General features: G+C 63.8%; 18 protein-coding genes. All 18 read left to right on the forward strand.

Translation table 11 applies throughout. The features are described from left to right. Nucleotides 1-4 precede the first annotated feature (4 nt). Nucleotides 5-763, forward strand: a complete 759-nt coding sequence (locus C7438_RS00280; protein ID WP_121443366.1) for a demethylmenaquinone methyltransferase — start codon at nucleotides 5-7, stop codon at nucleotides 761-763. 111 nt (nucleotides 764-874) lie between these two features. After that, nucleotides 875-1,783 (forward strand): UbiA-like polyprenyltransferase, encoded by a 909-nt coding sequence (locus C7438_RS00285; protein WP_245956395.1) that lies wholly within the window; start codon nucleotides 875-877, stop codon nucleotides 1,781-1,783. 65 nt (nucleotides 1,784-1,848) lie between these two features. Further along, nucleotides 1,849-2,547, forward strand: a complete 699-nt coding sequence (locus C7438_RS00290; protein WP_121443367.1) for a UbiX family flavin prenyltransferase — start codon at nucleotides 1,849-1,851, stop codon at nucleotides 2,545-2,547. A gap of 2 nt (nucleotides 2,548-2,549) precedes the next feature. After that, nucleotides 2,550-3,389, forward strand: coding sequence for a menaquinone biosynthetic enzyme MqnA/MqnD family protein (locus C7438_RS00295; protein WP_121443368.1), 840 nt, complete (start codon nucleotides 2,550-2,552; stop codon nucleotides 3,387-3,389). A gap of 91 nt (nucleotides 3,390-3,480) precedes the next feature. Beyond that, the gene (locus C7438_RS00300; protein WP_170143440.1) at nucleotides 3,481-4,503 is read left to right on the forward strand and encodes a polyprenyl synthetase family protein; all 1,023 of its coding nucleotides are present in this window, start codon (nucleotides 3,481-3,483) and stop codon (nucleotides 4,501-4,503) included. A 64-nt stretch (nucleotides 4,504-4,567) separates the two neighbouring features. Beyond that, on the forward strand, nucleotides 4,568-5,014 hold the full coding sequence (ndk, locus tag C7438_RS00305; protein ID WP_121443370.1) for a nucleoside-diphosphate kinase: 447 nt from the start codon (nucleotides 4,568-4,570) through the stop codon (nucleotides 5,012-5,014). A gap of 2 nt (nucleotides 5,015-5,016) precedes the next feature. Beyond that, nucleotides 5,017-5,817 carry a CheR family methyltransferase gene (locus tag C7438_RS00310; RefSeq protein ID WP_121443371.1) on the forward strand — a complete coding sequence of 267 codons (801 nt, stop codon included), beginning with the start codon at nucleotides 5,017-5,019 and terminating at the stop codon, nucleotides 5,815-5,817. Nucleotides 5,818-6,010: 193 nt separating this feature from the next. Beyond that, nucleotides 6,011-7,204: a chorismate synthase gene (gene aroC, locus C7438_RS00315; RefSeq protein WP_121443372.1), complete on the forward strand. Its 1,194-nt coding sequence runs from the start codon at nucleotides 6,011-6,013 to the stop codon at nucleotides 7,202-7,204. A 101-nt stretch (nucleotides 7,205-7,305) separates the two neighbouring features. Beyond that, entirely contained in the window at nucleotides 7,306-8,445 is a 1,140-nt protein-coding gene (aroB, locus tag C7438_RS00320; protein WP_121443373.1) for a 3-dehydroquinate synthase, read from the forward strand. Between the two features lie 556 nt (nucleotides 8,446-9,001). Next, nucleotides 9,002-10,936: a PQQ-binding-like beta-propeller repeat protein gene (locus tag C7438_RS00325; RefSeq protein WP_121443374.1), complete on the forward strand. Its 1,935-nt coding sequence runs from the start codon at nucleotides 9,002-9,004 to the stop codon at nucleotides 10,934-10,936. Nucleotides 10,937-11,038: 102 nt separating this feature from the next. Further along, the gene (locus C7438_RS00330) at nucleotides 11,039-13,183 is read left to right on the forward strand and encodes a sirohydrochlorin chelatase (protein ID WP_170143441.1); all 2,145 of its coding nucleotides are present in this window, start codon (nucleotides 11,039-11,041) and stop codon (nucleotides 13,181-13,183) included. A gap of 1,579 nt (nucleotides 13,184-14,762) precedes the next feature. Further along, complete coding sequence (locus C7438_RS00340) at nucleotides 14,763-15,077, forward strand: hypothetical protein (RefSeq protein WP_121443377.1); 315 nt, start codon at nucleotides 14,763-14,765, stop codon at nucleotides 15,075-15,077. Nucleotides 15,078-16,391: 1,314 nt separating this feature from the next. Beyond that, complete coding sequence (locus C7438_RS00345) at nucleotides 16,392-19,148, forward strand: bifunctional YncE family protein/alkaline phosphatase family protein (RefSeq protein ID WP_121443378.1); 2,757 nt, start codon at nucleotides 16,392-16,394, stop codon at nucleotides 19,146-19,148. 31 nt (nucleotides 19,149-19,179) lie between these two features. Then, the gene (locus tag C7438_RS00350; RefSeq protein WP_170143442.1) at nucleotides 19,180-20,637 is read left to right on the forward strand and encodes an RCC1 domain-containing protein; all 1,458 of its coding nucleotides are present in this window, start codon (nucleotides 19,180-19,182) and stop codon (nucleotides 20,635-20,637) included. 293 nt (nucleotides 20,638-20,930) lie between these two features. Beyond that, on the forward strand, nucleotides 20,931-22,061 hold the full coding sequence (locus tag C7438_RS00355) for an ABC transporter substrate-binding protein (RefSeq protein WP_121443380.1): 1,131 nt from the start codon (nucleotides 20,931-20,933) through the stop codon (nucleotides 22,059-22,061). 53 nt (nucleotides 22,062-22,114) lie between these two features. After that, entirely contained in the window at nucleotides 22,115-23,167 is a 1,053-nt protein-coding gene (locus C7438_RS00360; protein WP_121443381.1) for a FecCD family ABC transporter permease, read from the forward strand. After that, nucleotides 23,164-24,009, forward strand: a complete 846-nt coding sequence (locus tag C7438_RS00365) for an ABC transporter ATP-binding protein (protein WP_170143443.1) — start codon at nucleotides 23,164-23,166, stop codon at nucleotides 24,007-24,009. The genes C7438_RS00360 and C7438_RS00365 overlap by 4 nt, the downstream gene beginning before the upstream one ends. 61 nt (nucleotides 24,010-24,070) lie before the next feature. Then, the gene (locus C7438_RS00370; RefSeq protein WP_121443383.1) at nucleotides 24,071-24,841 is read left to right on the forward strand and encodes a DUF6390 family protein; all 771 of its coding nucleotides are present in this window, start codon (nucleotides 24,071-24,073) and stop codon (nucleotides 24,839-24,841) included. Nucleotides 24,842-24,983: the final 142 nt, after the last annotated feature.

The following is a 24,983-nucleotide window of genomic DNA, read 5'->3' on the forward strand; positions in this document are numbered from 1 at the left end:
ATCGATGGGGGCCCCGACGTTCCGCACGCCCGAAGAAAAGAAGGCCTACGTCCGGCGCGTATTCGGCTCGATCGCCCCTTGGTACGACTTTTTCAACACCCTCCTCTCCTTCGGGACGCACAAGCTCTGGCGCCGCCGATTTTTGCGGGAGCTCCGCCTCACTCCGGGGATGCGGGTGCTCGATCTTGCGACGGGGACGGGGGATCTCGCCCTCGCCGTAGCCCGGCGGCTCGGCCCCGAAGGGGAAGTCGTGGGCGTGGATCTGTCTCCGGAGATGCTCTCCATCGCACGGGAAAAGGTCGCCCGTCTGCGCGAATCGGGTCGGGCACCTTTGGCGCGCGTCGAGTTTCGCGAGGGGGAAGCGGAGAGGCTCCCCTTTCCCGACGCCGCGTTCGACGGCGCGACGATCGGCTTTGCCCTGAGAAACGTGACGGACGTGCCGCACGTCCTGCGCGAGATGCGGCGCGTCGTCCGTCCGGGCGGCTTCGTCGCCTCACTCGAGCTGTCGCACCCGTACCTCTGGGGGTTCCGCCAGGTGTACGGCGTATACTTCGAACGCGTTCTCCCGTGGATCGCCGACCGCATCGCCGGTCGCTACGAGGAATACGCCTGGCTTCCAGAATCCCTCAAGCGCTTCATCGATGCCGAGACGCTCCGGCGCCTCTTCGAGGAGGCGGGGCTCGAGCGCGTGCGGGTCATCCCGCTCACCTTTGGCGTCGCGGCGATTCACATCGGCTACCGACCCGAGGAACCGGGAGAATAGGATGCGGGATTCGCGTTCGCCGCTTGCCGCGGCGGCCGTCGGCCGCCTGTGGCCGAAAGGCGGTCCCGAGCTCTGCGCTCGGGCAGGCACGTACGGAAGGAGAGACCTGACGTGGCGGGGGATGCGCGCGAACTCGAGGGACAAGTCCCGCGTTCGGCGTGGGAGCGCTTCCTCGTCTTTCTCGAGATGATCAAATTTGAACACACGGTCTTTGCCCTTCCCTTTGCGTACGTCGGCCTCGTCCTCGGAAGCTTCTACGTCCGGGGGACGTGGCCTACCCTCTGGATGTGGGCGTGGACGACCGTGGCCATGGTGGCGGCGCGCACGCTGGCGATGACGCTCAACCGGATCATCGACCGCGAAATCGACGCCGCCAACCCGCGCACGCGCGCCCGTGCGCTCCCCCGCGGCCTTATCGGTGTCCGGGAGGCGTGGGCGTACGCGATCGCCTCCTTTGGCGTGTTCGTCTTGGCCGCGGCCATGCTCAACACCACCGCCCTCCTCCTCCTCCCGCTTGCGGCGGGGATCCTCTTCCTCTATTCGTTTACGAAGCGCTTTACGGCCTGGAGTCACCTCGTCCTTGGAGCGGCGGACGCCCTTGCCCCCTTGGGCGGTTGGGTGGCGGCCACGGCCTCGCTTCACGGTCCGTCTGTATGGCTCTTTCTCGCAGTGACCTTTTGGGTGGCGGGCTTCGATGTCCTCTACGCCTTGCAGGACGAGGAGTTCGACCGCGCCCACGGCCTGCACTCCCTCCCGGCGCGCTACGGGGCGGAAACGGCGATCCGCATCGCCCGTGTGTTTCACGTCCTCACCGTTCTCTTCCTTCTCGCCCTCGTGGGGACTGCTGGGCTCGGCGCCTGGTACCTTGCCGGTGTGGGCGCTGCCGCGGCGATCCTCGTCTACGAACACTCTCTCGTGCGCCCCGGAGATCTGAGCCGTCTGGACGCCGCCTTTTTCACGATGAACGGCGTGATGAGCGTCGTCCTCTTCGCCTTCGTTCTCTTGAACTACCTCGTCTGAATTCGAATTCTGACCGGACGTACGGCAAAGGGTCCCTTACGAGAGACGAGGCGGGAGGTGGGGGGATGTCCGGTCTGACGCAGAAGGGGCCGCACCGCCTCGTCGTAGGGGTGACGGGGGCGAGCGGCGCCGTCTACGCGCGCCGCCTCGTCGGTGTGCTCCGGGCGGCGGGAGTGGAGGTCCACCTCGTCGTCACCGATGCCGCGCGCCGCGTGTTTCGAGAGGAGCTTGGTTGGGACGGGGAACACCTCGCGGATTGGGTGAGGCGCACATGGGTGTGGCCGCCGGAAGGCGGGGGCGGGGGGCCTGCAGCGGCGGAGGGGAGTCGCCCGGGAGTAAGAAAGGGTGCGGCACCTGCAGACGTCTTCCTCTACGACAACGAGGACGTAGGCGCCCCCGTGGCGAGCGGTTCCTTTCGCACGCGCGGGATGGTTGTCGTCCCCTGCTCCATGGGAACCCTTGGCCGCCTGGCCACCGGGTCCGGCGAAAAGCTCCTGGAACGCGCCGCCGACGTGGCGCTCAAGGAAGGGCGCCCGCTGGTCCTCGTGCCGCGCGAGACGCCGCTCACCGCGATCCACCTGGAAAACATGCTGCGTCTGGCCCGCGCTGGTGCGGCGATCCTCCCCGCCATGCCCGCCTTCTACCACCGGCCGCGCACCGTCGACGACCTCGTGAACTTCGTCGTGGGCAAGATCCTCGACCGCCTCGACCTCTCCGCACCGGACGTCTACGCCCGCTGGGGAGAAGGTTCCAAAGGAGAGTAGACATGCTCCGCGTGGGACGGATCGACTACGCAAACACACTCCCCATGTACTTCTACCTCGACGCCCGCTCCCTCGCCGGGGTGGCAGAATTCGTCTCCACGTATCCCGCCGAGCTCAACCGCAAGATGGCCGCCGGCGAGGTGGACATGGGCCCCATATCTTCGTTTGCCTACGGGCAGCATTCCCGGGAGTACCTCCTCCTGCCCCATCTGTCCGTGAGCGCGCGCGGCAAGGTGCGCTCCATCCTCCTCTTCCTCCGCCGCCCCCTTCCCGAAATCCGTCGCCAGGGGCGCGTGCGCCTCGCGCTCACAAACCGTTCGGCGACGAGCGCGCACCTCGTCCAAATCCTCTTTCGCGGGTTTTACGGCCTAGAAGTAGAGGGCCGTTCCCATGAACCCGAACTTCGGGCGATGCTCGCCGAGCACGATGGCGCGCTCCTCATCGGCGACGAGGCGATTCGCGAGGCATTTCGGGCACGGGGGCTTTTCGTGTATGATGTAGGGGAACTCTGGTTTGCGGAAACGGGCCTTCCCATGACGTACGCCGTCTTCGCCGTGCGCGAAGATACGTGGAAGCGCCGCACGGCTTCCGTCGAGGTCGTATACCGGGAACTCCTCCAAAGCCGTCGGCTTTCGGAGCGGGACTTCCGCCCTCTCGTGGAAGCCGTACAGGGCGAGGTCGGAGGCGACGCGGAGTTTTGGCACGCCTACTTCTCCGGCCTCTCCTTCGACCTTGGGCCAGAAGAGGAGGCCGGCCTCGCGCTTTACTTCTCCTGGGCGCGCCGCCTCGGCTTTTTGCAGGAGGACGTTCGACTCCGCTACGCGAGCCTCGCGTCCGTATAGTCCGCGGAATCGGGAACGCATCCGGAACCGAAGTTTCGATCGGAGGCGGCGCGGGTGTGGGTCGCGGATGCACGAGAAAGGTGACGTATCGGTGAGGACGGTATCGTTTCCCGAGCTCTACGCGATGTTTGCCGAAACCCTCAACCTCGTCGAGGACCGCCTCGAATCCCTTCTGGAGGGCGACCATCCGCTCTTCTTCGAAGGGACGGTCCACCTCCTTCGGGCGGGGGGGAAGCGCCTGCGCCCGCTTTTGGCCTTGATCGCCGCCCGTGTGGGCGAGTCTTTCGCACGGGAGCGGGGCGGAGGCGCGTACTCCGGAGAAGCGCCGGAGGAGCGGGAGCGGCGTCTCGTCCACTTGGGCGTTTCGTTGGAGCTCGTCCACATGGCGAGCCTCGTGCACGACGACGTCGTCGACGCCGCCGACCTTCGGCGCGGGCGCGCCACGGTGCGGGCGCGCTGGGGGGAAGGGGCGGCGGTCCTCCTGGGGGACATGTTGTTTGCCAAGGCGCTCGAGGAAATCTCGAGCATCGGCGACCGCCTCGCGGCGGAGGTCCTGGCGAGGGCGGTGTACGAGATGTCCGTTGGCGAGATCGTGCAGCTCGGGGACCTCTACCGCCCGGTGACGTGCCGCGAATACCTGCGCCGCATTCGGCGGAAGACGGCGCTCCTCATCGCCGCAAGTGCCCGCCTCGGCGCCCGCCTTGGGGGTGCGCCGCCGGACGTCGAACGCCGCATCGGCCGCTTTGGATACTACGCGGGGATGGCCTTTCAGCTTACGGACGACCTCCTCGACTTCGTAGGCACCGAAGAAGAGCTCGGGAAGCCCCGGGGGCACGACCTCGCCCAGGGCCACGTCACCTTGCCGACGCTCCTCGCCCTGCGCGATCCCGTGCTCGGACCGGAGGCGCTCGCGGCACTCCGCACCCGGAGGACGGCGGAACTCCTCCCGGACCTCGTCGCCCGCATGCACGAACGCGGGATCTTCGAGGAAAGCCGCGCGTTCGTCGCCCGCTACGTGGCGAAGGGGGAGGAAACACTCGTTCCCCTTCGCGATCGCGACGGCGTGGCGTATCTCGAGGGGATTCTGCATTTCATCGCTCGTCGGAAATACTGAGAGAGGGCGCCCCCGAATTGACGGGGAGGTCCTGCGCACACAGTGTAAGGAGGGGGCTTGTCTCGTGGTCGAGCGAACGTTTGTCATGGTGAAGCCGGACGGCGTAGAACGCGGTCTCGTTGGCGAAATCCTCACCCGCTTCGAGCGGCGGGGCCTTCGCATCGTCGCCGGAAAGTTCCTCCGCGTCTCGCGGGAACTCGCCGAGCGCCACTACGCCGAGCACCGGGAAAAGCCGTTTTTCGAAGACCTCGTATCCTTCATCACCTCCGGTCCCGTCTTCGCCTTCGTCCTCGAGGGCGAAGACGCGATTCGCGTCGTGCGGGAGATGATGGGACGCACAAACCCGCGCGACGCCGCACCGGGGACGATCCGCGGCGATTACGCCTTGTCTATCGAAAAGAACCTGGTTCACGGCTCCGATTCGCGGGAGAGCGCGGAGCGGGAGATCGCCCTCTGGTTTCGTCCCGAGGAGATCGTGGACTACCGACGCGCCGTAGACGCGTGGATTTGACGATGGAGGAGCGCTTCGACGACGCTTCCTACCGCGTCTTCGTAGAGGGAGTCCGCCGCCGCTTCGGGATCGACCTCGGGCAGTACAAGGAGGCACAAATGCGCCGGCGGATCACGAGCCTCATCCGCCGGCGCGGCTTTTCCGGATACGCGGAGTACTTCGCCGCCGTAGAGCGCGACGAAGAGCTGCGTCGAGAATTCCTCGACCGGATCACGATCAACGTCTCCGAGTTTTTCCGCAACCCCGACCGCTGGGAAGATCTCGACCGGTACGTCCTCGCGGAAATCCTTGCGAAGACCACGGCGCGCCTGTGGAGCGCGGCGTGCGCCGGCGGCGAAGAACCGTACACCTTGGCGATGCTCGTGCACGCCCGCAGGAGGAGCTTCGTCGGAGTTACGCTATTGGCCACGGACATCGACGAAGACGCCCTCGCCCGCGCGCGGCGCGGCCGCTACCCGGAATCCGCCGTACGCCTCGTCCCTCCGGAGTTCGCTGCCCGCTACCTCATCCGCGTCGGGGACGAATACGAGGTCGTGCCGGAACTAAGGCGCGCGGTCTACTTTCGCCGCCACGACCTCCTGCGCGACCCGTACGAGCGGGGGTTCGACCTCATCGTGAACCGCAACGTCGCCATCTACTTCACGGATGCGGGAAAGGAGCACCTCTACCGGGAGCTCTCCCGTTCCCTGCGCCCTGGGGGCTACCTCTTCGTCGGGAGCACGGAGCAGATCTTTTCCTCCGAACGCTACGGACTTAGGCAGGTGTACCCGTTCATCTACCGCAAGGTCGGAGATCCGACGTAGCGCCTCCTCCGATCGCACCCGAGGCTCCGCGGGTGGGTCCGTCCGGACATCTGCCCTGCGGAAGGTCGGTGGGGATTCGCAGACGTCCGCCTTTTCCGCCCCTTCCGCAAAGAGGGTGCGTCGCCCCGGTTGAAACGGGGCGGTGTGTACGGTGGCGGAGGCGGTTTGCCACGAGAAAGGAAGCGTGAGAACGGTGCGCTACCTCACGGCAGGGGAATCCCACGGGCCGGCGCTCGTGGGCATTGTCGAAGGCTTTCCGGCGGGACTTGCGGTTGCGGCGGCAGACATCGACCGCGAGTTGGCGCGCCGGCAAGGAGGGTACGGCCGCGGAGGGCGGCAGACCATCGAACGCGACCGCGTGCGGATTCTCGCGGGCGTCCGCCACGGAAGGACTACGGGAGCGCCCATCGCGCTCTACCTGGAAAACCGCGACCACGAAAACTGGCGCGAGGCCCTCTCCCCCGAGCCCCCCTCGCTTCCCGATGACCTCTCGCCGGAAGAGCGGGACCGCCGCCTCCGGCGCGTGTGGGCCCCTCGTCCGGGCCACGCCGACCTCGCCGGAGTTCTCAAGTACGGCCACACGGACGTTCGCGACGTGCTCGAGCGCGCGAGCGCCCGCGAGACGGCCATGCGCGTGGCCATCGGTGCCCTCGCCCGCCGCCTCCTCGCCGAACTCGGGATCGTCGTGGTGGGGCAGGTAAAGGCCCTAGGCGGGGTGGTGTCGCGCGTCGACCTCTTGTCCCTCCCCCCCGAGGAAGTCCGGCAGCGCACGGAGGCCTCCGCCGTGTATACTTTAGATCCCGAAGCGGAAGGGGAGATGATCCGCCGCATCGACGAGGCGCGGCGGGAAGGAGATACCCTCGGCGGGGTTCTGGAAGTGGCCGTTTGGGGGCTTCCTCCCGGGGTCGGCTCCTACGTGCACTGGGACCGGAAGCTCGACGCCCGCCTCGCCCGGGCGGCGATGAGCGTTCAGGCGATCAAGGGCGTGGAGATCGGGGACGGATTTTCCCTCGCAGACCGCCGCGGCTCCGAGGCGCACGACGCGATCACCTACGACGCCGAGCGGGGCTTCGTACGCCCGACGAACCGGGCGGGCGGGATCGAAGGCGGGATGTCCAACGGCATGCCCATCCTCCTCCGGGCGGCAAAAAAGCCCATTCCCACCCTCATGAAGAATCCCCTGCCGAGCGTGGACCTTCGGACAAAGGAACCCGTTCGGGCGGCGGTCGAGCGCTCCGACGTGACGGCGGTGCCCGCCGCCCTCGTGGTCCTGGAAAACGTGATCGCCTGGGAGATCGCTGCCGCCCTCGTGGAGACCTTTCCCGCCGACCGCTTCGACGACCTGCGGGACGCCGTGGCGCGGGCGCGGGAGCGCATGCGCGGCTGAGGGCGTACAGAGAAGGCGAGACGCGTACTTCGGAGAGCGAGAGCGTCAGGAGGCTTGCGTGCCCCGGCGAAACTCGCGGAGAAAGGGCGGAGAGGGGACCTATGACCGCAACCGCGCACACGCGTTGGATCCGGCAAGACCGGGTGGAGTACCCCGTCGTCGTAGGCGAAGGAGTTTTGGACGAGCTCTGCTCGTACCTCGCATCCGCGCCACCCCGGGGGGCGGGGCTCGTTCCCGCGCCGGAAGTTCCGCACGTGCTCTTTACGGACACTACGGTAAACGCCCTCTACGGCGACCGCGTCGAAGCCCTCCTTCGCGCCTGTGGGCTCGAGGTTTTCCGCGTCGTCGTCCCCGCCGGCGAGGCTTCCAAGAGCCTCGCCACGTACGAATGGGCGGTGGGGGAGATGCTCCAGGGAGGCGCCGGACGAAAAAGCGTCCTCTTCGCCCTCGGCGGCGGCGTCGTCGGAGACCTCGGCGGATTTGTCGCCGCCACGTACATGCGGGGGATCGCCTTCGTCCAGCTTCCCACGACGATCCTCGCCCACGACTCCGCCGTCGGCGGGAAAGTGGGGATCGACCACCCCCTTGCGAAAAACGCCCTTGGCGTCTTCGCCTTTCCCCGGGCCGTCCTCTACGACACGGCGCTCCTCCGCACGCTTCCTCCGCGCGAGGTGCGTTCGGGGCTTGCGGAAGTCGTGAAACACGCCTTTCTCGAAGGGGAGGAGTACGTGTCCTTCCTCGAGGCGGAAGCAGAAAAGATCATGGCCTTAGATCCCGGCGCGCTCGCCGAAGCCCTCCTTCGGGGAATTGCGGTAAAGGCGGACGTCGTATCCCGCGACCCCTACGAGACGCTGGGCATCCGCGAGGTCCTCAACCTCGGCCACACCGTAGGCCACGCCTTGGAAACGCTCGGGGGCTACCGGTCTTTACTTCACGGGGAGGCTGTGGCCCTTGGGCTCGCCGTGGAGTCGCGCATCGCGGAACGCCTGGGGATTTTGGCCCATGGCGTGCGCATGCGCCTCGAAGCGCTCCTCGCGCGCTTCGGCTTCGACCTCCGCTGGCCGGAAGGGGAAGCGTACGACCCCGCCTCCGTCGTCCGGGTGATGCTTCGGGACAAGAAGAACGTGCGGAAAAAGATCCGCTTCGTGTTTCTCACGGATTTGGGGAAGACAGAATTTCGCGAGCTGGCCTCCGAGGAATCCGAAGCCCACCTTCGGGCCGTCCTCCGCGAGGGAGCGTAAAGTTTCCCGGGCTTTCGGGAAAAGAGGCCTTTGCGCACGGGCGCGTTGGGGATGGGCGTACGCCTCTCAGGTAATAAAAGGAAATCCGCCAGATGAAACACCGGGTGCGGTCCCGCATCCGGTGTTTGTTTTGTCTGCGCGTATAGACGCCTAGGCATCACCGTTCTTACTGGGCGCGCCCGGAAGACACGAATTGAAGAAGGAAACGCCAGGTGAGGGCAAGTCGGGTCTTCGCAACGCGCGTTTGCCCCGTCTTCGCAGAGAACGGGCGAACGCCGTGTTTGTAGGGAGAACTTCGTGATACGTGTTCCAACTCGATAAAAGTTTTAAATTATATCTGGAAGCACGGTTTTTATTGACATGAGAGAATAGGAAGGGTATACTACCTCTCGATCGAGAAAGATTCTCCTTATCGTTTGCTCCGCGTCTTCGGCCGCAGAGTTTCGGTTCTTCGGTTCTGTGGGAAGAGGGCGTGCTCCTGACGAGCCCCTACTCGGCAGTCGAGGGTGTGCGCCCGCGCGGAATCCAGTTTCGGCATGAGAGGAGGAGGTTGAACGTGGCGCAACCGCCACCGGGGTTTCGCCGGCGGGATGCGGCGTCCCGTTTTTGGCGTGTACTTCTTGCGCTTTTTGCCTTCCTGTGGGCAGTAGTTCCGTCAGCCGTACGGGCCGAAGGATCGGAAGTGACTTCCCTCGTCTTTCTCAACCCCTCGCTCGTCGTCCGTACGGGAGAGCAGGCGCCCTTGCCCGACCTCGTGGCGAAGTACGCTTCCGGGGATACGCGCACGGTGACCGCGGAGGCGGAGTACGAAGTGGCCGATCCAGGCGTGGCCCGGGTGGAGGTCTCCGAAGGGAACGCACGGCTTGCGGGGCTCTCCGCAGGGTATACAAAGCTCACCGCGCGCTACGCGGGTCGCGAGGCGGTGCTCTTCGTATACGTGAGCGATCCGCCGCCGGAGGTGCGTTGGCAAAAGGCGTTTGAGGTGGCGCCGTCGGAATTCCTTCACGTCGCCGCCTTTCCCGACGGGAGCTTTCTCGCCATAGGGACCGTCGTCCTCGAGGGCAAGGTCCATGCGGAAATCCTCCGTTTCTCCGAAGGCGGGGAAATCCTCTGGAAGCGCGACGAACGCGTAGCAGATGCGGCGACGTATCCGACGCACGCGGCGATTGGCCCCGACGGCAGGGTGTACGTCGTCGGCTACGCCGACCCCAAGAGCGAAAATCCCTTTACCTGGGTGCTCGCCTTGCGGGCGGAAGACGGGGCCGTCCTGGGAGAGCGGCGGCTGGGGGGCGGAGAGGTGGTCGACTACGGCCGCGGCGTACTCCCTCTCGCCGACGGGGGATTTGTCGTCGCCGCGAGCCGCTACACGGATGCGGCGGAGAGTTCCGTCCACCTCTGGCGTCTCGACGCCTTGGGGAACGTGCGTTGGGAAAAGGACTACCGCGGGGAGACGCGGACGCTGATCGACCGGAAGGGGCTTGCCCTTGCCGCGAACGGCGACATCTTTGTCGCCGGGAAAGCCCTCAAAGCGCCCGGATCGAACGTGTGGGACGGTTTTCTCCTACGCGTTCGTCCTGAGGATGGTTCCGTCCTCTGGAACGCGACCTTCGGCGGGGAGAAGAACGACTTCCCGTACGACGTCGTAGCCACGGGGGACGGCGGTGCCCTCGTCGTGGGGACGACGACGTCGTACCCGCCGCACAACGCCGCCGCCTTCCTGCGCAAGTTCGACGCGACGGGGAAGGAGGAGTGGGTACGCGTCTTTGGCGCCGGCGCGGGACGCGCGTTTTGGGGCTTCGACGTTGCCGCCTTTCCCGACGGGAGCGGGTACGTCTTCGTCGGACCGGCCATGCTCGGGTCGGGGAACTACGCGCACACCGTCGTACGCGTGGACGAGGCGGGGAATTTGCAATGGCTCGCCCAGCTGGGAGGCGTGCGCGTAGACCACACGTACGGCGTGGCGATAAACGCTGCCGGTGCGATCGCCGTCGCGGGACGCGGGACGAGCTTTCACGAAGACAACAAGCACCACGCCTTCCTCGCCCTCTTCGCTCCCGAGAAGCGTCAGTCTCCGGGGGAGGGGACTTCGCCGCCCCCGCCCGATCCGGGTGCACCGCCCGCCAACGGACAGACTCCCCCTTCTCCTTCCGATCCGGGTGCGCCGCCCGCCAATGGGCAGACTCCCCCTCCTCCGCCCGATCCAGGTGCGCCGCCTACTGACGGAGTGGCGCCGCCGGCCGGGGAAGGAACACCGGCGGTAGGCGGGGAGACGCCCACGAATGCAGGAATGCCGTCTGCCAGTGCCGGGCGTCTTTCCTCGGAGAGCGATGCCGATCTTGCTCCCGCTCCCGGATCCAAGCAAATCTCCGCGGGTGTTCTCCCCCGTACGGGTGCAGATGCCGCGTTTGCGTTCCTTCCTTTTCTAGGCGGCGGTTCCGCCCTTGCGGGAGCTTTCCTCCTCTTCTTGCGTCCACGCAGGCGCACGGCGTAGGGCGTCTGTTGTACCTGTCGGCGAATGCGCCCTTCCGGCGATCCCCCTCGTGCGTTTGCCGCAGAGGCAAATCTTTTCCGACGAAAGGAGTGGTTTCGCGCCATGGCGGGATTCCTTCGCGCGGGGCGTAGACCCGCGCCTTGGTTTCGGCTCGTTTCTCTGTTCGTCGCTTTGACCCTTCTCTGGGGTGTGTTCGCTTCTCTCGCCCACGCGAGCGCGGGCGCTCCGGTGCCCGGGCGGGAAGGGATAGGCGTACTCCTCGTCGCCCACGGTACAAAGGAAGATTCCTGGACGGCGGCCGTCGAGGCCGTGCGCGACGAACTCCAAAAGCACCTCGACGTGCCCGTGGTCCTCGGGTATTTGGAAGCCGTAGAACCCACGATTCCCCAGGCGGTAAAGGCGCTGGCCGATCGGGGCGTTCGGGACATCGTCGCCGTCCCGTTCTTCGTGAGCAGCTACTCCAACCACATCGAAGAGATCCGCTACATCCTCGGACTTCATGAAACGCCGCCCGATCCTTCAGAAGATCTGCCGCGGGCCCAAGTTCCCGGCCGGGTCTTTTTCACCCCTGCCGTGGACGACCATCCGATGCTTGCGGCTGTCCTCACGGCCGTCGCGGCCCCCTTCCTCCAAGATCCGGAGAAAGACGTCGTGATCCTCGCCGCCCACGGATCGGATACCCCCGAGGGACAGGCGAAGTGGGAGGAAAACCTGAACTCCCTCGGCGAGCTCGTAAAGCGCTTTTCCGACGGAAGGGTTCGCGACGTGCGGACGGGCTACGTCTCGGGCGAGGCGAGGCCCGCGCTTGCCGACGTGGCCGCGGCGGTCGTCGCGGAAGGCAAGACGGCCGTCGTGCTTCCGGTGATGATGAGCGAGGGCTTTTTCACGGGCCGAAAGATCCCTTCCCTCCTGCAAACCCTCCCCGAAGGCTCCTGGCGCTATCCGCCAGAGGGGAAGCGTGCGCTCGTGACCGCTGACCGCCAGGCGGCGGCGACGATCGCCCTCTGGCGCGTCGCCGAGGTGCTCGGACCGAACCCCCTCGTCGACGGCCAACCGCTTACGCTGGACCGGGCGATGCGCATCGGTCGAGACGCTGGCCTCGGCTACCCATGCATCGTCGCCGGGACGGCCCTCGCCTGGCGCGTCTTGGCGAGTGGCGAGGAGGGTCTCGGTGGCCCCCTGGAACGCGACGGTCTCGCCGTTCGCTCCTTCCTGCCTCCTAATGCAGGTTCGCGTCCGGTCATGGAGGCCGCAGCAAAGGACGTCCGCTACCTCGGCATACCCATGCCCCTCCTTCCGGAAGCGCCGACGTTCTTCTTCGTCCGGGAGGGCGACAAGCGCGTCGCGGTCGTGCGCGCCATGCCGGAACTCTTTGGAGGGGAGGAGTTCTTCGCCCTGCGCAACCGCGTGGTTTCTGGTCGTGCCTCTCCCGAAGAAGCCGCGCGCTTCCAGGAAATGCAGCGGGAAGTCCTCGTCAACCTCCTCGCCCCTAAGCCGAGCATGTTCACGGCGCGGCTCGTCGATCCGATCGTCGTCCGGGGGACGGGCGGCGAGGAACGGTCGGTAGGATACGCCGATACCATGTTTGGGGAGCAGGGGATCTGCCTCGGCGGGACGTTCCTCTACCGCGCCGTGCAGGAAGCCGTAGCCACCCTTCGGCAGACGCGCCCCGAGTTCGCCTTGGTACAGGGGAACTTCACCCTCGAGACGAAGCTGAAGAACGACAGGATAGAGAAGTTCCTCGCGGCCGTCGCCGGGGACGGGAACTTCACGATGCTCGAGGATCCTCCCGTACGTCCGGAAAGCTTTGTCCTCACCTTGACGGCGAAGGACGGGACCATGGTTCGGGTGCGGCCGCAGGACGGCGTCCTCGAGCCGGAATTTTTCGCCCTGCGGGCCAAGGTCAAGGCGGGCGAGGCGACGCCCGCAGAAAAGGCGCGCGCGCAGGCACTCAAGAACGCCATGATCGTCCGCTTGCTTCTCGACCCCAAGGCCTTTGCCGTGGAGGTGCAGTCGCCGACCGCGGGCGAGCAGACTTCGGGGGCGGAGGCGTCGTCGGGCGGGCAAACCCTTAGGCCTGTGGAGCCGGCGGCGCAGCCTGCCGCGGTACTTCCGCGCACGGGAGAGTGGCTCACCGCAGGTCTTCTCGCGCTTGCAGGTCTCGCCGCCGCGGGTGCGGGAGCCGCAGTGCTGGTGCGCCGGCAGGACCGCTCGGCTGAGGACGACTCTCGGGGCTTTGCCGCGTAAGTTCTTGGCTTCTTGGGCGCTTTTCCTCTCAGTTGGATCAACCCCGCTCACCCACACTGCTCACCGAGGTAAGGGATAACGAGCTTAGTGGCTCCATCGGGTCCAAACCGTAAGCCACTCGAGAAACTCCTCGAATTTTCCAGGCGCCTTCGTTTTTCACAGGCGCCTTTTTTATTTGTGTAATATACGTGTATTTTGTGATTGATATATTAACAAGTATTCTTATAGTTTGATGCACAATATAAAGTAATTCACGCTGATTAATATACGTATAAAAACAATGATGCGGACTATTAAAAAATTATACCATATTTAATATCTATATTTGATAATAAATCCATTGTTCGAATGCAATACATATGCTAAAAATATGAAGTTATTAAAGTTCGAATGCAATACATATGCTAAAAATATGAAGTTATTAAAGCATTCTGTAAGTATCAATGGGGGACTGCTTTTGCGGAAACAGAGATGATGATTCAAAAGGTGCTGCGGAATCCAAAGCGGGTGCCGGACGGTGGGTTGGCGGGTGGGGAGAAAGCATGCGCCGGATTGGTGGAGAAGCAGTTAGGTGCGGGGGATTCGTCGCCCTGCTGAGCTCTTCTAACCGACTAAAGGGTGATGACAGAAGCGCATATCGTACAACGTGCGTTTTCGGAAGCGTACGAAGGCGTGGGGTCTGGCCTTGGAGGTGAAGTCTATCTGGCCGTGCAAGGGAGGCTATCAAACTTGCAAGAATGCTTGTTGGCCGTTGGGTTATGAGGTATGGTGCGGTCACTGGGTTTACAACCCTCAGGTTTGAGGCATGGGACATGAGCATGGACATCTGGACGATGTGGAACGCGCCCGGCAACGACGAAAGCGATCAGGACCGGGCGAAGCGGCGTTTGATTTCTTTCGTCACATGGGCATGGCGCTAATAGGGATTGGCGTTATGTTAGTCTCTTATAGTACTTGGCGTTTCCACAGTCGGGGAACCCGTAGCACTTAGCATTGCAATCGGCGGACCGTTGGTGTGGTCTAGGGCAAGCACCGTGAAGTGGTTAGATCGGATCTACTACCGCAGGAGTCTGGCTCTACTAGTGGGGCGTGGGATCAGAATCGGCATTGTCCAGGTCAAAGGCCTTTTGAACCGAGCAGTACGGGCAGTAGAAGACCTTGAACTTGGCCTTCTTCCGGAGTGGTGCAAGGGCCTCCGACCTTCGAGGCACCGCAAACAGCCGAACGGGTTAGGGATTTTTGGGGAGGAGGCGATTGATCGTTGGAGAAACAAGCTACAGGTAGCCTTTGCCGTACTGATCCCGGCGTGCGGTCTGGCCCTCGTTTACCGATAGTCAGAAAAACGAGTCGGAGCGGTAGGGATGGGGCCGCGGGCCAGATTTGTCGACAGATTTCTTGGCGCGTTTGCCTCAAGAGATGAGGGAACCGTTTTTCCGATCTTGACAACCGAATATCTTTTGTCCATAATTTTGGGCGGAGGCGGGAAGCGAGGATCGGGGTTTTCGATTCTTGCGAGAGGCTAGCTATCGTCTGCCGACGAAGTCGCAGGTTTACTTACCCAGGGAAGGGGGTGGAGCGGATGCAGAGGGGAGTTTGGACCTATCTGAACGAAGCGACAATCCGCCTTTACGTGGACGCCCATCTTTTTCCGAAGTGGGTCAAAGCGCGCGTTGGGTCGATGCTCCGCAACGATCGTGGTGGCGTATCGCTCGAGTGGGTAGCGCTCGGCTTTCTCGTGCTGGCGGTTTTGTTCGCAATCGCTTCGGCATTTAGTAATAATGGAGAAATTAAAAATGGTTTAGCGACTTCTGTAAAGGATGCCCTATCCGCATTGTTTGGTTCTGTTGCGAACAAAGCCAAGAGCTTAGATGGCACAGGTGCAGGGGGACAATAACACTAGTACTCTAGTACTCTATGTCATGCGGATCGCCTCCCAAGGAGGGTTTTAGAATTTGTCCAGAATCTGTCCGCATTGTATGGGAGGCTATCCTATCCATTTTTTTAAACAATAACATTATTTTGCTTATAGTGGAGCGTTTCGGTGGACATACGAACTTTATCATGTAGTACTTTTACAGCACTTCCTACGTTTATTTTATGTAATACTTCTTCAGTATATCTTTTTAATTTTTGCTCTTTGTCGCACAGACGCGTTAAACGCGTTATAGGTAAATATAAATAATCTATTGCTATTTGATTTTTACGATTATTTTTTTAAAAACAAACAAAAAGTAGAATTTAATTAATAGGTGAACAAGTAATATTAAAAAATAGTTTGTATTTTTGGTGAAAGTTATAAGTTTTTTTAATTTTTATTTACTCAATCATTTGGTGAATTTAATTTTTCGCAATAAAAGCATAAGTGTATATATTCTACGGCAAATGGTTAGTTCTTGGATCCATCAATAAGAAATTCAAAAAGACGTAGACATCATCTTCCCGTTTCGGAATGTCGCGCGCCAAATCAAGTCAGACAGTACCGGTTGGTCGCTACTTTTGGGGTTCATCAAGAACGGGTGGGTACTGTCTGTACGACTCACTCAAGGAATAGAGGCGGCGATCGACATCCTTGTCCTTGGCGGTAGCGACCCATAATATAGGGGCGGAACAGGCAAGAGCCGCAGAGAAACAGTCACTCCAAGACAAGAGATGAAGAGATTGCGGCTCCGCCTCTCAATTTTTTACGGGTGTATTGAGGAGTTGGCTCAGGAGCTATGTCGTCTGGATCTTTCGATTAAGCACGAAACGACCAACGGTTTCCACTGGGAGTATGGGATGGTATAAATGTTGCTCTCTTTCCCCTTTGCCCTGGAACTTTTGTCGGGCGTATATGCTTTCACCGTCTATACCTCCATTGGGGTCAAACCTACGCTATTTCCAGGGGCCATTTGCTCCACAAAACTCCCGGAGATTTGCTGCGTAAGTTCTTGAACGCTGCTTTGGTCCTGTTGAATCAATGCCTCTCACCTACATCGCTCACCGAGCGAAAGGTTGGCGTGGTCGGTGGATCCATCGGGACTAAACCTTAAACCGTTCGAGTCCCCGCGAGGCGGAAGTCCCCGCCTCGCGTTTTTGTGTTTTACACAACCTTTACGGAAACTCTACGGAGCTTTAACCCCTTTCCTCCTAGTTTGGCCGTAGAGTTATAGGCGGATCCCGTAGGTCGAGGATGCGGCCTTTTCGGGATGCGGAGGAAAGGAGGAGGAAAATGAAATTCTCCCGTCGCCACCGCGGCATTGCTTGGCTCGCCGCCTTCGTGCTCTTTACGTCGGTTTTGCCCTTTTTCGGCGTGAGCTTTGCCCAAAATGCTCAGAACACCGCCGGTCCGCCAACCGACGATTCTGGAGCGATCCTTCTTCCCACTGGACAAGTCCTCTACCCCGCAGGAGAGCTCATCACCTGGGGGGATAAGTCCCTGGAAAACCACGCCCTCGACCTCGCCCTTTCGCCCGACGGCCGCTTCGTCGCCGTCCTCGGGCGCTTCGACATGGCCCTCATCGACGCCCACACGAAGGAAATCCTCGCGACACGCAAGTTCGACACCGCCAACGAAGGGGTGGGTGTCTACGCGGGTGTCGTCTGGGACCCGACCGGAAGCGCCGTGTACGTCCCCGTCTCCGGAGCGGACTCCAAGCTCAAGTCGCCCAAAGACGGGAAGGTCTTGAAGATCACGGTGTACGCCGACGGAACCTTCGGCGAGGCGACCGTGCTTGCGACCTTCCCGCCGGAAGACGGCCGCCCCGCCCTGCCCAACGGTCTTACGCTCTCCTCCGACGGGTCTACGCTCTTCGTCGCCCTGAACGGAACGAGCGCTGTCGCCGCCGTGCACCTCGCCGACGGGTCGGTCACGCGCATCGACATCCCGACTTCCTACTACCCGTACGGCGTGGCCGCCGTGGGGGACAAGCTCTACGTCACGATGTGGGGTGGTCGCAAGCCGCAGGCAAAAGACCCCACGGGTCTTGGCGGCTGGAACGACTACAACCTCAAGCTCCAGCAGAAGGTCCTCGTGGACCCCACCACGGACACCGCCGCGTCGGGGACCGTTGAGGTGCTTCGCCGAAACGCAGACGGCACCTATGCCCCCGTCAAGACGCTCGACGTCGGCCTCCTTCCTGGAGCCGTCCTCGCCTCCCCCGACGGGAAGTACGTCTACGTGGCCAACGCCGGAAGCGACACGGTGAGCGTGATCCGCACGGACACGGACGAGGTCGTGGAGACGATTTGGGCGAGCGTCGACGGTTTGCCCTACGGGGCTTCCCCCAACGCCCTCGCTCTGTCCCCGGACGGTTCTCGCCTCTACGTCGCGGACGGAATGCTCAACGCCGTCGCCGTGATCGAACTCGGAAAGAGGTCGGGCGGCACCGGCACCGAGGAAGACAGCCGCGTACTCGGCTTTCTCCCGACGGCCCAATACCCGAGCGGCCTTGCCGTGACGTCGGACGGAGAGACCTTGTGGGTGGCCGACCTCGAAGGCGTGGGTCCCTACGCCACGACCGACGACCCCACGGACAAGGCCTTCCAAAGCCCGTACCCCTCGCCGGCGACGGGGGAGAAGTTCCCGACGGCCGGATCGTACAACGCCCACCGGCAGCTCGCCATGGTTTCGGCGATCCCCCTGCCGAAGACAGAAGAAGAACTCGCCCGCTACACGGACACCGTGTGGCTCTCCATCCAGTACAACCGAGCGGTCGCTTCTAAGGAATCCCTCGAAGCCCCCGCCCGTCCGGACGCAAAGCCGCGCCCCATTCCTGAGCGGCTCGGCGAACCATCGACGATCAAGCACGTCGTCTACATCATCAAGGAAAACCGCACGTACGACCAGGTATTCGGAGACATGCCGGAGGGCAATGGCGACAAGAACCTCGTCGTCTTCGACGAACCCGTGACGCCCAACCACCACGCCCTCGCCCGCGAGTTCGCTCTTCTGGACAATTTCTACCTCCCGGCCAAGAGTTCCGCAGAAGGACACCCGTGGGCGACGACGGCTTACCTTTCGGACTACGTGGAGAAAAACGTCCGCGCCTGGTTCCGCGGCTACCCGCACACGCTCCTCGACGCCCTCGTGCCGCCCAAGACGGGCTACATCTGGGACAACGTCCTCAAGCACGGGAAGACTTTCCGCGTGTACGGCGAAGGCACGCTTCCGCGGATGGACGACAACTCTCTCGGCTGGAAGGCGCTTTTCGACCTCTACCTCGCCGGCAAGCGCCCGCAAGGGCTGCACGTCGTCGGCACGATCCCCAACATCCTGAAGCACACCCACCCCGAGTTTCCGGGTGAGGACTACCGGTTTTCCGACGTCCTCCGCGCGGAGATGTTCATCGAAGACCTCCGGAAATTCGAAGCCGATGGCGAGATGCCGAACTTCATCCTCATCGCCCTGCCCAACGACCACACGGGCGGGACGAAGCCCGGCTTCCCCACGCCCCAGTCCATGGTCGCCGACAACGACATCGCCCTCGGGCGAATCGTGGAAGCCCTCTCCCGTAGCCGCTTCTGGCCGGAGACGGCGGTCTTCGTCGTGGAGGACGACGCCCAGGACGGTTGGGACCACGTTTCTCCCTTCCGATCCCCCGCCTTCGTCTTGAGCCCCTATTCGCGTCTCGGCAAGACGGTAAGTACGTTCTACACCCAGATCGATGCGATTCGGACGATGGAGCAGATCCTCGGAATCCCGCCGATGAACCTCATGGACCTCGCGGCGAAGCCGATGGACAAGCTCTTTACGGACAGCCTCGACCTCCGTCCGTACCTGCATCGGCCGAACCGGATCCCGCTCGACCGCATGAACCCTACCCCCGACGAAGCGCCGAACCCTCGCGCGAAGGAGTACGCCCTCCTCGGGGAGCGGATGAACGCCGTGATCGACAACCCCGAGTACGACGACCTTCTCAACCGCATGATTTGGTTCTCCGTAAAGGGCGACGCACCGTATCCGGAGCGTTCCGGATACCGCTACTAACGTGTTCGAGGATCGAAGGGAGGAACGGTCGGTGAGGAAGGGTAGAGTTCGCGCATTCTTTCCCTTACTTGCGGCATTTGCGATTTTGGCCGCGTACGGGTTGCTTCCGACGGCGGTTTGGGGCGCGGCGGTTGTACCCTCTGCCCCGATTTCCGGCGGCTATGCGCACGCCCTCGCCCTCCTTCCGGACGGAACGGTCCGGGCCTGGGGGTATAACGCGTACGGCCAGCTGGGGGACGGCACGACGGAAAACCGCACGTCTCCCGTGGCGGTCAAGGACCTCGCGGACGTCGTGCAGGTGGCGGCGGGGGACATGCATTCCGTCGCCCTCAAGAAGGACGGCACGGTCTGGGTTTGGGGAGACAACCGCTTCGGAGAACTCGGCACGGACGCGAAGACGTCGAGCCCCGTCCCGCTCCGCCTCGAAGGGCTCGACCGCGTGGTCTCCGTAGCCGCCGGGTACGGCTATTCGCTCGCCGTGCGCGAGGATGGTACGGCCTGGGCGTGGGGGAGCAACGAGTTCGGCCAGCTGGGTGCCGGGCTGCCTGCGGGAAACGCCTTCCTCTTTAAGCCCGTTCAGGTCAAGGACCTCACGGACGTCGTACAGGTGGCGGCGGGGATTTCCCACGGAAACGGCGTGCACTCCCTCGCGCTCAAGCGCGACGGCACGGTGTGGGCGTGGGGGTGGAACCGCTTCGGCCAGCTGGGGGACGGGACGAAGGAAAACCGCACGTCTCCCGTGGCGGTCAAGGACCTCACGGACGTCGTGCAGGTGGCGGCGGGGGACGTGCACTCCCTCGCGCTCAAGCGCGACGGCACGGTGTGGGCGTGGGGCGACAACGCCTTCGGCCAACTTGGAGACGGGACGCGCGAAGCGCGGCCAACCCCGGTGCAGGTCAAGAACCTCTCCCGCGTCGTCGCCGTAGCCGCCGGGTACGGCACCTCCTACGCCCTCACGGAGGATGGCGCCGTATGGGCTTGGGGCTACAACGCGTACGGCCAGTTGGGGGATGGGACGACGGAAAATCGCGCGCTTCCCGTTCGCGTACAGTGCCGCACGCCGGCCCAGGCCGTCGCCGCTGGCGACAACTTCGCCTTCGCCGTGTTGCGGGACGGAAGCGTCCGGGCGTGGGGGGCAAATACCTTCGGCCAGTTGGGTGACCCCAAGGCAGGGAATTCCACCGCAAAGCCCGTCGCGGTGGCAGGCCTTCAGCTCGCCGCCGCGCCTACGGAAGGAAAATCTTCGGAAGGAAAACCTGAGGAGAAGCCCGCCTCCGGCGCCGCCGAAGCGGGTGCTCCTTCCGCTACTACGGGAGTAGGAGCTGCTCCCAAGGCCCCTTCGAAGGGGAGCATCCCGCGCACGGGAGAGTGGCTCACCGCAGGCCTTCTCGCGCTCGCGGGTCTCGCCGCCGTCGGTGCGGGGGTTGCGGTGCTGGTGCGCCGGCGCCCCCCTTCCGAAGAAAACGGATCGAACCAGAGCGCCGCTTGAGCGCCGAAGGAGACCGTCAGGCAGGGTAGAGGGCCGTGCGAGGCCCCGCGGTAACGCAACGGTGGCGGCGTGGGCACCCTTTTCGCATTGTCCTCGGAGGGGGACGTACCGCCGACAAAGGTCGGATACGGCAAGGGCGGGAGGCGCGCACCTCCCGCCCTTTGCTTGCAGGCGCAAGATGCAGCCCGCGTGTTGCACGGGAGAGGCGAAATGTGCTACGCTCGTACGAGACGAGTGAGAATGAGTATCGACGGAGCGGCACATTTCGTCTCGCAGTAGGGGGTCTCGCTTCCATGGATGCTCGTTTCGGTTTTCCGCCGCGGCGCGGCCGCGGACACTGGAGCAAGTTCGTTTCGGGCTTTGCCGCGGCGTGGATCGCCCTCTTTGCGCTCGTCGGGTGCGGGGGGAAATCCCAACCGCAGGCGGAAACGCCGCCTTCTCCAACCGCGCCCGCTACGCGCACAATCGTCGACCAGCTCGGGCGTGAGGTGAGCGTTCCTGCGGACGTCCGGCGGATCGTCCTCCTCCCCATGCCCATGCCCTCCGTGATCTTCGCCATCGACGGGGGCGGCGGGCGCATCGTGGGCATGCACCCTACGGCGATGAAGGCCTACCGGGAGAGCACCCTCAAAGACATCGATCCCGCGCTCGCCCAGGTGCCTACGAACTTCGTGCAGGAAGGCTTTACGGTGAATCTCGAGGAACTCTTAAAGCTCCGTCCAGACGTCGTGATCCAGTGGGATGACCAGAAGCCGGAAATCGAAAAGATGGAGCGAGCCGGACTTCCCGTCCTCGCCATCCACCACGGGACGCAGGAGGATCTCGAAGGGTGGTTCCGCATGGTCGGGAAGCTCCTCGGAAAGGAGGAGCGGGCGGAAGCCCTCGTCCGCTACCACGAGGAAAACCTCCAGGCCATACGCGCCCGTACCCGGGACATTCCGCAGGAACGGCGTCCCAAGGTCCTCCTCGTCTACAACGAGACGCCGCGCGTCGCCGGGAAGGGGATCTACTTTGACGTGTGGATGGACGCCGCCGGTGTGCGCAACGCCGCCGAAGACCTCAAAGGCTGGCAAAACGTGAGCATGGAGCAGATCTACCGCATGGACCCCGACATCCTTCTCATCAGCAACTTCACGGACCGCACGCCGGAGGACTTCCTCAACAACCGCATCGAAGGTCAGGACTGGAGCCAACTGCGGGCGGTGCGCGAAGGGCGCGTGTATAAGGTGCCCCTCGTCGGCTACCGCTGGGAGCCGCCCAACCCGGAGTCGCCGCTCATGATGTGGTGGCTCGGCAAGCTCGCCCATCCGAACGCCTTTGCCGACGTGGACGTCGTGGCCAAGGTGCAGGAGTTCTACCGCGACTTTTACGGCTACACGATCTCCCGCGAGGAAGTCGTCCGCCGCCTCCACAACGTGTACTGACGTACCCGCGGTGGGTTTCGGACGGGGCGGCGGCCCGTCAAGGGGTGCACGGAATGTCGGCGTATCGGGTATCTCCAGAACGACAGGGCGGTGGGGCGGGGGGCAGGTGGGGGTACGCCGTCCTCCTCGCCTCACCGCTTTTTGTCTTTTTCCTCTCCCTCTTCGTCGGCCGTTATCCCGTAAGTTGGGACAACGCCCTGTGGCTCCTCACCGCAGGTTTCGTCGGCTCTCCGCCCGCGCCCGCGGAGCAGCCCCTCCTCGAGGCCGTGCTCTTCACCCAGCGCCTTCCGCGCGGGCTTCTCGCCCTCTTTCTCGGGGCGGGGATGGGGATTGCCGGGGCGTCCTTTCAGGCGATCTTTCGCAACCCGCTCGTGAGCCCCGACATCCTGGGGGCGACTCCCGCGGCGGCCTTCGGCGTGGCGACGGGCATCCTCTTTTGGGGATTTTCCCTCCCCTCCTACGCCTTGGGGTTTCTCACCGGGCTTGTGAGCCAGGTCCTCGTCCTCGGTATGAGCCGCGTGCGCGTCGGCGATCCCCGCCTCGTCCTCCTCCTTTCGGGGATCGTCACGGGGGCATTTTTTTCCGCCCTCGTGTCCTTCGTGAAGTACGTCGCCGATCCCCAGGACAAGCTCCCCGCGATCACTTACTGGCTCATGGGAAGCCTCGCCCACGCTTCGCCCTTTTCCCTGCGGGCGGCGGGGGTATCCCTCTTCCTCGGTGGGGGGATTCTCCTCGCCCTCGCCTACCGCCTCAACGTCCTCTCTCTGAGCGACGAGGAAGCCCTCTCCCTCGGGGTGCACCCGCAGCGCCTGCGCGCGGTCGTCGTCGCCGCCGTCGCCCTCCTCGTGACGACGGAGGTGGCGGCGGCCGGGGTGATCGGGTGGGTAGGGCTCCTCGTCCCGCACCTCGCCCGGATGCTCGTCGGTCCCGAGCACCGGAGGCTCCTGCCCGCGGCGGCGTCCGTAGGGGCGAGCTTTCTCCTCGTCGTAGACGTCCTCGCCCGCACGCTCACGGCGGCGGAAATCCCGTTGGGGATCCTCACGGCCCTCGTCGGTGCTCCAGGATTCTACGTGCTCCTTAGGCGGACGGGAGGGAGATGGGGATGAGGGAGATGGACGGGAAATCCGCAGGCCTCCGCGTCGACGGCCTCCGCGTGGGCTACCGCGGGACTCCCCTTCTCGCGGGCGTAGAGTTCTCCGTTCGACCGGGGGAAGTCGTGGCGATCCTCGGGCCCAACGGGGTGGGGAAGTCCACGGTCCTCAAGACGATCCTCGGCTTTCTCCGCCCGCTCGGGGGAAAGGCCTACTGGGTGGGGAAGGACGGGGATACCCTACCGCCCCTCCGAGTTGCCGGCTACGTTCCCCAGCAGGCAGAAGTCGCCTTCGGGTACACCGCGCTCGACTACGTCCTCATGGGGCGGACGCCGCACCTCGGCCTTTTTTCCGCCCCCGGGGCGCGCGACGTCGAACTCGCCCGCGCCGCCCTGCGGCGTGTGGGGGTGGAGCACCTCGCCGCGCGCGGCGTATCGTCGCTTTCCGGCGGCGAATTCCGCCGCGTCCTCGTGGCCCGGGCGCTCGCCCGCGTTCCCGAACTCCTCGTCCTCGACGAGCCGGAGGCGCACCTCGACGTCCGCCAACGCCTGGAAGTCCTCGCCCTCCTCCGGGAGCTCGCCGACCGCGAGCGGCTCGCCGTGCTCTTCACCACCCACGCCCCCGAAGCGGCCCTGGGATTTGCCGACCGCGCCGTGCTCTTCTTTTCCGACGGGACAACGGAAGCCGTGTCCCTTCCCGCGGGGCTCACCGAAGGGCGTTTGGAGCGCCTCTACGGCGTGCCGTTCGTCCGCCTCGAACTCCCGCCGTCGGGAAAAGACGGCGTTCCTTTCGTTCCCGTGCCGGTTTTTCCTTCGACCTTCCGCCAAGGCGCTCATCGGGATCGTGGGGTAAAATGAAGGAGAAAGCGCTTTCCTGCGATCCAAGAGACGAGGATGGGAGGGATTTCCCTTGTCCGATATGCTCATATACGATCCGGAAGTGGTGGAAGGGGCGCTCCTCTTTGGGCGCTTTGCCTACCCGCCCAATCGTCTGGGGTACTGCGGGCCGGCGGAGAGCCGAAGCGTCTACGCGTACGTCGCCGAGCGTCGGGTGGACGAAGGCTTTTTCCGCCTCGCCCGGGACTTTCAGGCCGCCTACTTTTACCTGAGCCTCATCGCCTACTCCAACGGATACAGAAACCCGTTCCACCCCAAGGTGGTCGAGGCGTACTGGATCGGCAACGAACTTTTGGATCGCGTGACGCCGCGCAAGTTTTACGACGCCCTCACGGAAAAGTTCAAAAAGCGCATGCCCGATCGGGCCTTTGCCTGGCTCGTCGGCAAGCTCGAGCACGGGGCGCACCCGCACCACAACTTCCACGTCTTCGATGTCTACACGCGCACGGGAGCGCTCAAAAGCGCCCGGCCGGACATCGCCTTGGAGCACATGGACAAGTGTCGGATCAGTTGGGGGACGGTGGAGGCGGTTTTCGGCGGACAAGTGGCGGTGCGGCGCCAACCCCTCGTCCTCCGCGGCGACCGCCTTCAGCTCGGCGATCCCGAGGTGGTCCTCGTGGACCTCGCGGAAGGGGACGTAAGCGGTGTTCCCCTTGAGGTGAAGCCGGGAGATACGGTGGCCGTGCACTGGGATTGGGCGGCGCACGTGCTTACTCCCATGCAACTCCGCCGCCTCAAGGCGGAGACGGAACTCACCGTCCGCCTCGCCAACGAGGCGCTCGCCCTGGCCTGAGGGACGGGGTTCGCTCCGGGTCCGGGTTCGACCTTTTGCGGGGCGGGGAGCCGCCTCGCATTCCTATTTGTGAAATATTTCACATATGAAAACGTTCACAATTCCTTCGTTGCTCCTCTCTTGGAAAACATGCTATCCTGTA

Source organism: Brockia lithotrophica, assembly GCF_003633725.1.
GTDB lineage: Bacteria > Bacillota > Bacilli > Thermicanales > DSM-22653 > Brockia > Brockia lithotrophica.

What these genes read in the sequence shown, in the direction of transcription:
- C7438_RS00280 (WP_121443366.1), top strand. Translation starts at nt 5, where the DNA reads ATGGGGGCCCCGACGTTCCGCACGCCCGAAGAAAAGAAGGCCTACGTC.
- C7438_RS00290 (WP_121443367.1), top strand. Translation starts at nt 1,849, where the DNA reads ATGTCCGGTCTGACGCAGAAGGGGCCGCACCGCCTCGTCGTAGGGGTG.
- C7438_RS00295 (WP_121443368.1), top strand. Translation starts at nt 2,550, where the DNA reads ATGCTCCGCGTGGGACGGATCGACTACGCAAACACACTCCCCATGTAC.
- C7438_RS00310 (WP_121443371.1), top strand. Translation starts at nt 5,017, where the DNA reads ATGGAGGAGCGCTTCGACGACGCTTCCTACCGCGTCTTCGTAGAGGGA.
- aroB (WP_121443373.1), top strand. Translation starts at nt 7,306, where the DNA reads ATGACCGCAACCGCGCACACGCGTTGGATCCGGCAAGACCGGGTGGAG.
- C7438_RS00330 (WP_170143441.1), top strand. Translation starts at nt 11,039, where the DNA reads ATGGCGGGATTCCTTCGCGCGGGGCGTAGACCCGCGCCTTGGTTTCGG.
- C7438_RS00340 (WP_121443377.1), top strand. Translation starts at nt 14,763, where the DNA reads ATGCAGAGGGGAGTTTGGACCTATCTGAACGAAGCGACAATCCGCCTT.
- C7438_RS00345 (WP_121443378.1), top strand. Translation starts at nt 16,392, where the DNA reads ATGAAATTCTCCCGTCGCCACCGCGGCATTGCTTGGCTCGCCGCCTTC.
- C7438_RS00355 (WP_121443380.1), top strand. Translation starts at nt 20,931, where the DNA reads ATGGATGCTCGTTTCGGTTTTCCGCCGCGGCGCGGCCGCGGACACTGG.
- C7438_RS00360 (WP_121443381.1), top strand. Translation starts at nt 22,115, where the DNA reads ATGTCGGCGTATCGGGTATCTCCAGAACGACAGGGCGGTGGGGCGGGG.
- C7438_RS00365 (WP_170143443.1), top strand. Translation starts at nt 23,164, where the DNA reads ATGAGGGAGATGGACGGGAAATCCGCAGGCCTCCGCGTCGACGGCCTC.
- C7438_RS00370 (WP_121443383.1), top strand. Translation starts at nt 24,071, where the DNA reads ATGCTCATATACGATCCGGAAGTGGTGGAAGGGGCGCTCCTCTTTGGG.